The organism is Pantoea sp. CTOTU49201, from assembly GCF_032054795.1.
Lineage (GTDB): Bacteria > Pseudomonadota > Gammaproteobacteria > Enterobacterales > Enterobacteriaceae > Pantoea > Pantoea symbiotica.
The window spans coordinates 1-6,369 of the sequence record NZ_DAMBSA010000229.1 but is presented as its reverse complement, the minus strand read 5'-3'; the positions used below and the strand labels follow the sequence as shown (position 1 = coordinate 6,369).

Sequence of the window (6,369 nt, the reverse complement as noted above, 5' to 3'; positions counted from 1 at the left end):
TCAGCTTTGATGATCAGCTCTCGCAAGGTTAATCCTTCCAGCGCATAGCCACGGAAAATGGCGGCGCGGCCCTGACGACGATGCACCTGCGCCAGCTCGGGAATAAACGCGGCGGGTAACGGTTGATCCAGCGGCAAATCGCGCAGATCCACCTCGCCGCCCAGCATATCGGCCACGCGTAATCTGCCCTGCTCGTAGTTGATGCGTTCATGCTTATCGCGCAAACGGCGCGCCACGTCAGCATCGCTGTCGCCAATGATGGCGTGGAACGAGTTCATGATCAGCGGCGGATTGTGTTCGCGGCCAAAACGTCGCGCCCGCTGCTGCACATCAGCCACGAAGGTTTGCGCCGCCTCAAATGTAGGCTGGGAGGTGTAAATCACTTCGGCATAACGTGCACCGAGCGTTACGCCCGCTTCGGATTGTCCCGCCTGGAATTGCACCGGACGGCGCTGTGGCGGCGGCGGCACGTTAAGCGGACCCGCCACCTGGAAATAGTCACCGCGATAGTTAATCGGATGCAGTTTAGTGTGGTCGAGTTTAATGCCGCCGCTGGCAGTGCGCTGCACCGCCGCGCGTTCATTGGCGTCATACAGCGCGTTCATCACTTCGATAAATTCGGTGGCGCGCGCGTAGCGCTCCTGCGGTGGCGGCAGTTGGCTTTCACCGAAGTTCTCTTCGCCAACCGATGAGGTCACCGCGTTCCAGCCCGCGCGACCGCCGCTGATGTGATCGAGCGTGCCAACCTGACGCGCCAGATTATAGGGATGCAGCCAGCTGGTGCTGACGGTGGCGATCAAGCCGATATGCGACGTCACCTGGCTCAATGCCGCCAGCGCAATCAGCGGATCTTGCGTGCCGGTGGTGCCGGCTAATCCGGCCGGATCGGCCTGTAGCAAATCGGCGGTAAATAGCCCGGTGATCTTTTCGCGCTCGGCAATTTTCGCCAGTTCGATAGCGCGCGTGATGCCCACGCCCGGCTGGCTGTCATTGGCGGCGGAAATCACACTGCTGGCGCCGACCAGGGTTTTCAATTTTCTGCGATAGGTTTGCGACACAACACTCTCCTTTATAGTTGTCGCGCGAAATCCGCTTTGACATGGTTTAAGGCGTCCGCATCGGTCAGCAGACGTAAGCCGGTGCGCGCCAGCACGCGGGCGCCAATCAGCAGCGCCTGATAGCCGCGCTCAGAGTTGGCCGCTTCACGGAATGGCACGGTATGGAAAATCAGATCGTCGGGGCCGATTTTCAGCCACGGATGCGCCGTCGGCACCGCATGGCTGATGTCGCCGGCATCGGTCGAAACTTTGTTTTTCTGCGGTGACAGATCGACGTTTTCGCCCGCCGCCGTGAACTCCTCCAGCAGCAAGGCATCCAGCGCTGCGTTCAGTTTGAAATCACGTGGGCCAATTTGATGATCAATCTCAACGCGTGCGCCGGTCGCCAGCGCCACGCCTTCAGCAATGGCACGCAGACGCGGCTCAAGAGATTCCACCACTTCGCGGCTGTCCGCGCGGATGTAGTAATGCCCCGAGGCGTATTCCGGGATGACATTCGGGGCCTGGCCGCCGTTGGTGATAATGCCGTGCACGCGCACGCCATCCGGCAGTTGCTGACGCAGCACGCTGATACCGTTGTAGAGCAGCACCAGCGCATCCAGCGCGTTGATGCCTTCATGTGGCGCGCTGGCAGCGTGCGACGGCTTGCCGTAGAAGTGGAAATAGAGATGATTATTGGCGAGCGTCGATTCGGTCAGCCGGGTTTTGCCCGCGGGATGCACCATCAGCGCCACGTCGACATCTTTGAGGTATCCGGCTTCGACAAAGCGCTTTTTTACGTTGCCTTTCGGGCCGCCCGGTCCGGCTAATCCGCCCTCTTCCGCTGGCGTACCTAACACCACCACACGGCCACCGGTTTGATCCAGCACCTGCGCCAGCGTGATGGCGGCCGCCACGCTGGTGGTGCCGATCAGGTTGTGACCGCAGGCGTGGCCGATGCCGATCAGCGCATCATATTCTGCGAGAAAAGCGATGGTTGGGCCCGGTTTGTCGCTGGCCTTAACCGCATAGAACGCCGTTTCGTGGCCGGCGACGTTGCGCGTGACGTCAAAACCCTGCGCCGTGAGTAATTGGGTGAGCTGCTCGCTGGCGAAATATTCGCTGTTGCCGGTTTCGGGGTTATGAAATATCGCCTGCGATACCTTGAGGTAAGTGGCGCTGTGTTGTTCGAGGTTGTTTTCCAGCGTGAGCTGAAGGGCGTTCAGCGACATGAGTATTTTCCTTGTTGCGTTTAGGTCTCCATAAATGGCGACCCTACAAAGGCCACCACCGTTCACATGGCCACTGCAAATCAATGACGTTTATCAATACGCTGCACCAACCGGTCGCCGACCCACTGAATGCCGCACACCAGCACGATTAGCACCGCAATCACCGCGATCATCACTGAGGTTTCAAAGCGCTGATAGCCGTAACGGATCGCCAAATCGCCCAGTCCGCCTGCGCCAATCGCGCCGGCCATCGCCGAAGCGCCAATCAGCGCCACCAGCGTGACGACAAAACCAGACAGAATGCCGGGTAGCGCTTCCGGGATAAGCACATCCCAGACGATGCGCAGCTTGCTGGCACCCATAGCGCGCACTGCATCAATCAATCCGCGATCGACATCGCGCAGCGACACTTCCGCCACGCGCGCGAAGTACGGCGTTGCGGTGATCGACAGCGGCACAATCGCTGCCCAAGTGCCGAGCGAGGTGCCGACCAGAAAACGGGTAAAGGGAATCAGCGCCACCAGCAGAATAATGAACGGCAGCGAGCGGAAGCTGTTGATGATCAGGCCCAGCACGCGATTAACGCCGCGATGTTCGGCGATGCCGCCGGGGCTGGTCATCACCAGAATCAGACCGAGCGGCAAGCCCGCCACCAGCGAAAACAGGCCGGAAATCAGCGTCATTAATACCGTTTCGCCTAACGCATTGAGTAAAAGATCAATCATGACTGGCGACATAACCCACCAACTCCACTTGAGCCTGCTGCGCGTGCAGCCAGCTGAGAATCTTTTGCTCGTCGGCCGCGTTCGCCGCCGGGAGCGCGATAAAGAAACGCACCACTGCGTAGTGCTGGATGTGATCGATGCCGCCCTGCAGCAGGCGGAACTTGCCCGGCAGCGCACCGGCAAAACGGGTTAACAAATCGCCCTGCGCATCGTCACCGGCAAAATGCACGCTGTAGATAGCGTCGCCCTGCTTCTTAACGCTGAGACGCGCGGCAATATTTTCCGGCAGCTGCGGCAGCAAACCGCTCAGCAGCGTGCGCGTCAATTGCGATCTAGGATGCGCAAACACCTGCCACACCGGCCCTTGTTCAATGATTTCACCGGCATCAATCACCGCCACGCGATGCGCGACAGTTTTGATCACTTCCATCTCATGGGTGATCAGCAGAATGGTGATGCCGAGTTTTTGATTCAGGGATTTGAGCAGCGCCAGAATCGAGCGCGTGGTTTCCGGATCGAGCGCGGAGGTGGCTTCATCACACAGCAGCAGCGCCGGGCTGGCCGCCAGAGCGCGGGCAATGCCGACGCGCTGTTTTTGGCCGCCGGATAACGCCGCCGGATAGCTTTGCGCTTTGTCCGCCAGCCCCACCAGCTCGAGCAATTCCGCCACGCGCTGCTGACGCTGCGCTTTATCCATGCCGGCGATTTTCAGCGGCAGCGCCACGTTCTGCGCCACCGTTTTGGCCGATAACAGATTGAAGTGTTGAAACACCATGCCAACGCGACTGCGCACCGTTTGCAGCTGTTTTTCCGACAGGCCGGTGATGTTGCGGCCTTCGATTTCAATGACGCCTTCATCAGGTTGTTCCAGCCCGTTGAGACAGCGGATCAGCGTGGATTTCCCCGCGCCGCTGCGTCCAATCAGGCCAAGAATTTCGCCTTTCTGCACCGTCAACGAGATGTCGCGCAGCGCCTGGGTTGGTCCAAAGCGACGTGACACGCCTTGCAGGCGCACCACGCTGCCGCTGTCGCGAAACTTCACCTGCGCCTCGTCGTGAGTGCTTTCCGCCACGCCGCGTTTAACGGCGGTAAAGGGCGTTTCGGCTGCTGAGAATAACGTCATCTTTTTCGTTCCTTACCAGGCCGTTTCGCCCGTGCCTTTGTAGACCTTGTCAAACACGGTCTTCACGGCATCGTTCTGATAAGAAGCCACCAGCGTTTTCACCCACGGCGCGCTGACGTTCTCTTTCTTCACCGCAATAAAGTTGTTGTACGGGTTATCTTTTACCGGCTCCTGCGCAATGCGATCTTCTGTGGTGAGGCCACTTTTCAGCGCCCAATCAGTGTTGACGACGGCGGCATCCAGATCCGGAACGGAACGGCCGATGATGCCGGAATCCAGCTCTTTGATTTTCAGATGATGCGGATTTGAGGTGATATCGGCGGTGGTAGCCGCGATGCCAACGCCCGGCTTCAGTTTGATCAGACCTTGTTGCTCGAGCAGTACCAGACCGCGCGCTTCGTTAGAGGGATCGTTAGGTACGCCAATCACCGCGCCCTCTTTCAACGCTTTGGCGTTTTTCACTTTCTTCGAGTAGAGACCAATCGGCCACACCGCAGTATCACCGACGCGCACGATGTCGTAGTGATTCACCTTGATTTGGTTATTGAGGAACGGCTGATGCTGGAAGGCGTTGGCGTCCACTTCGCCATTTTGCAGCGCTTCGTTCGGCTGGTTGTAATCGTTGAAGATCACGGTTTTCACCGTTAAGCCTTTTGCCGCCGCCTGTTTGATCACTTCGCGCCAGACATCTTCATCTTCGCCGCTGATGATGCCGACTTTTACCGAGGTTTTATCCGCTGCATGCGCGATGGACAACGGCGACAGCGCCGCGCTGGCCAGCAGTAAAGCACCAGCACTTAACAAGAATTTATTTTTTACTGAGACAAAACGTGTGTGCATAAAGTGTTTCCCGATCGTTATAATTGCGCGAGTCAAAATAAGCTGTCGTGACGACAGATGACCGCAGTATACGCAGTTGCTTATTCCCGCATTATGATTTATTCAGGAAAGCTATTCCTGAAAAGCATAAAGCCGCGCGCCGCTCGCATCGCCACAAGCGAGAAAATGGCTGTGTTATCCTTTCCCTTTTGATGGACTTGTTACTGAGCGCTATGTCGGACACCACAACTAAACGAAAAAATGACCCTGAAGGGCTTAAGAAACGCATCCTTGCCGGTGCGCTGAAAATGTTCGCCGAGTTCGGCATGCAGGGCGCGCGACTGGAGCAGATTGCTGAGCACGCGCAAACCACCAAACGCATGGTGGTGTATCACTTCAGCAACAAAGAGCAGCTCTATATTGAGGTGCTCGAACAGGTGTATCAGGCGATTCGCGAGCATGAAACCGGCCTCAATCTCGCCGAGATGGAGCCGGAACTGGCGATGACCAAACTGGTTGAAGCCAGCTTCGATTACCACGTTTCTCACCCGGATTTTATGCGGCTGGTATGTACCGAAAACCTGCTGCGTGGGCGCTACATCATGCAATCCGAACGCATCAAGGCACTCAATAAGAGTGCGCTCGATCTGCTGGATGACATTCTGACGCGCGGCCAGCAGCAAGGGCTGTTTATTGACGGGCTGGATACCGTCGATGTGCACCGCTTGCTCAGCAGCATTTGTGTGCATCACGTCTCCAATCGTTACACCTTTCACACGCTGTTCACGCCAAACGATAGCGAGGAAGACAGCATCCGTCGTAACCGTCAGTTAGCCGTCACCGCCACGCTGCGTTACGTGCGCAAAGCCCCGTAGACTGCGGCTTTGCAGTGATGGTCTACGCTTTAAATCCTGGGACCGTCACAGACCTCAATTTAAGGAACGCCGTAGTGAACAAAGACCCCCACCTTTATCCCTTACGCCATACGCACAATACTGACCAGGACAGCGCACTGTGGAACTGGGCGCAAAACACGGTGGTTGGTCAGCGTAGTCAGTTACAACAGCCGCAAACAGAAGCGGAGTTACAACAACTGCTGCGCACTGCCAGCGGCAAAGTGCGCGTGCTGGGCAGCCGCTTGTCGCCGGGCCGCATGCTGGGCGTGAATGAGCAGGATTTGCTGCTGGATCTCAGCGCATTCAACGGCGTGATTGCGCAAGACGCCGACAGCGTCACCTTTGCCGCCGGTACGCCGCTGGAGCAGGTTTACAGCACCTTAACCGAGATGGATCGCATGCTGGCCTCGTCGCCGGGTGTGATTGCGGTGCAAACGCTGGCGGGCGCGATGGCCACTGGCACGCACGGCCAGGGTTTAGCCCAAAGCTCAATCGCCGATGAAGCGCTGCGCATCCGCATGGTGTTAGCCGACGGTA

7 protein-coding genes are annotated in these 6,369 nt (G+C 57.8%); 2 read left to right on the top strand and 5 right to left on the bottom strand.

Annotated elements, in window-relative coordinates:
- The 5 genes from RTY00_RS15690 to RTY00_RS15670 form a co-directional block, all read right to left on the bottom strand.
- Positions 1-1,058: NtaA/DmoA family FMN-dependent monooxygenase (locus tag RTY00_RS15690; RefSeq protein WP_312665071.1), on the bottom strand; the 1,058-nt coding region annotated here is incomplete at its 3' end.
- A gap of 11 nt (positions 1,059-1,069) precedes the next feature.
- Positions 1,070-2,269 (bottom strand): M20 family metallopeptidase, encoded by a 1,200-nt coding sequence (locus RTY00_RS15685; protein WP_312665070.1) that lies wholly within the window; start codon positions 2,267-2,269, stop codon positions 1,070-1,072.
- An 80-nt stretch (positions 2,270-2,349) separates the two neighbouring features.
- Positions 2,350-3,006, bottom strand: a complete 657-nt coding sequence (locus RTY00_RS15680) for a methionine ABC transporter permease (RefSeq protein WP_176971439.1) — start codon at positions 3,004-3,006, stop codon at positions 2,350-2,352.
- Complete coding sequence (locus RTY00_RS15675; protein WP_312665069.1) at positions 2,987-4,117, bottom strand: ATP-binding cassette domain-containing protein; 1,131 nt, start codon at positions 4,115-4,117, stop codon at positions 2,987-2,989. Before RTY00_RS15675 ends, RTY00_RS15680 begins: the two co-directional genes overlap by 20 nt.
- A gap of 12 nt (positions 4,118-4,129) precedes the next feature.
- Complete coding sequence (locus RTY00_RS15670) at positions 4,130-4,957, bottom strand: MetQ/NlpA family lipoprotein (protein ID WP_312665068.1); 828 nt, start codon at positions 4,955-4,957, stop codon at positions 4,130-4,132.
- A 212-nt stretch (positions 4,958-5,169) separates the two neighbouring features.
- On the opposite strand from RTY00_RS15670, the gene RTY00_RS15665 reads away from it, so the two are divergent.
- On the top strand, positions 5,170-5,811 hold the full coding sequence (locus tag RTY00_RS15665; protein ID WP_154157341.1) for a TetR family transcriptional regulator: 642 nt from the start codon (positions 5,170-5,172) through the stop codon (positions 5,809-5,811).
- Between the two features lie 74 nt (positions 5,812-5,885).
- A partial coding sequence (locus tag RTY00_RS15660; protein ID WP_312665067.1) for an FAD-dependent oxidoreductase occupies positions 5,886-6,369 on the top strand: 484 nt, incomplete at its 3' end.

Coding starts and splice junctions, on each gene's coding strand:
- RTY00_RS15685 (WP_312665070.1), bottom strand. CDS start 2,269: ATGTCGCTGAACGCCCTTCAGCTCACGCTGGAAAACAACCTCGAACAA.
- RTY00_RS15680 (WP_176971439.1), bottom strand. CDS start 3,006: ATGTCGCCAGTCATGATTGATCTTTTACTCAATGCGTTAGGCGAAACG.
- RTY00_RS15675 (WP_312665069.1), bottom strand. CDS start 4,117: ATGACGTTATTCTCAGCAGCCGAAACGCCCTTTACCGCCGTTAAACGC.
- RTY00_RS15670 (WP_312665068.1), bottom strand. CDS start 4,957: ATGCACACACGTTTTGTCTCAGTAAAAAATAAATTCTTGTTAAGTGCT.
- RTY00_RS15665 (WP_154157341.1), top strand. CDS start 5,170: ATGTCGGACACCACAACTAAACGAAAAAATGACCCTGAAGGGCTTAAG.